Source organism: Oleiphilus sp. HI0123, from assembly GCF_001635315.1.
This window is the reverse complement of the sequence record NZ_LWGE01000432.1, coordinates 1-1,034: the sequence shown is the minus strand read 5'-3', so window position 1 is coordinate 1,034 and position 1,034 is coordinate 1. Positions and strand designations below refer to the sequence as shown.

General features: G+C 47.6%; 1 protein-coding gene and 1 pseudogene. Both read right to left on the bottom strand.

Annotated features, from left to right (window positions below; translation table 11 throughout):
* A pseudogene (locus A3761_RS04110) lies at window positions 1–427 on the bottom strand (hypothetical protein); the annotation flags it as partial.
* Window positions 428–460: 33 nt separating this feature from the next.
* The coding region (locus A3761_RS04105) for a DALR anticodon-binding domain-containing protein (RefSeq protein ID WP_255374915.1) at window positions 461–1,034 on the bottom strand (574 nt) is incomplete at its 5' end.

The following is a 1,034-nucleotide window of genomic DNA, read 5'->3' as shown; positions in this document are numbered from 1 at the left end:
AGTAGTCTTCACTGCCTGATTTTTGTTTGAAGCGATACTCTTCTACCTTCGGTGCAGTCACTGTCGATTCTGGAAGGATATCGTAAAAGTTGAAACGCTTTGCCGGTGCTTCTTCGGCGGGCGTGCTTTTGCTGGCAGAAGGGGATTTTTTGGATATTGTTGGCTGTTTCTCGGGTGTTTCAGTGGGCGGAATAGACTGTAAAAAATACAAGCCATAGGCAAAAGCACAGACCAGTACAATTAGGGAAAGAAAAAATGGTGTACGGTTTTTTACCGGCGCTGAGCTTGGCACTTCTTTAGGGCTTGCTCCGCTGGCCTTCTTGCTCGCGCTGCTTTTAGCCCCGCCAGACTTTCCCGAAGAACCTTTTTTTGTCTTGGGTGCTCCGGGCTTTTTAGTGGTCGAGGGCTTAGCAAAATCTTGAGTCATATGATCAACGCGTCAATAGTTTATCGGGTGTGATTACATTTCTTCAGGAGCGCTAACCCCTAGTAGCTTAAGCCCGTTTCTCAATACTTGCTGGATGCTTAGGCAAAGCACTGCACGAGCATCTCTAATTTTACTATCTTCAACCATTACAATATTTGAATTGTAGTAGGTATGGAAGTCGCTCGCCAAACTATAGAGGTAGTTTGCAATTTGATGAGGCGCATTTTGCTCTCCCGCAATGCTGACAACTTCAGGGAAGCTAGCCAGCGTGTTTGCTAGTTTACGTTCGCTTTCAACGCTTAGCTGCTCTAGGTTGGCTAGGCCGTCTTCGGCAGACCACTCTGGAGAAGCTGCTAAAACCTTTCTAAAAATACTGCTAATTCGAGCGTGTGCATATTGGATATAGTACACAGGGTTGTCATTTGACTGGCTGCGAGCCAGGTCAATATCGAATGTTAGTTGTGAGCTGGGAGCGCGTGCGACCAGGAAGTAGCGAGTGGCATCGCGGCCAACTTCTTCGATCAAGTCTCGCAATGTGACGTAGCTGCCGGCACGTTTGGATAGCTTCACCTCTTCGCCGCCTTTCATGACAGTCACCATTTGGTGA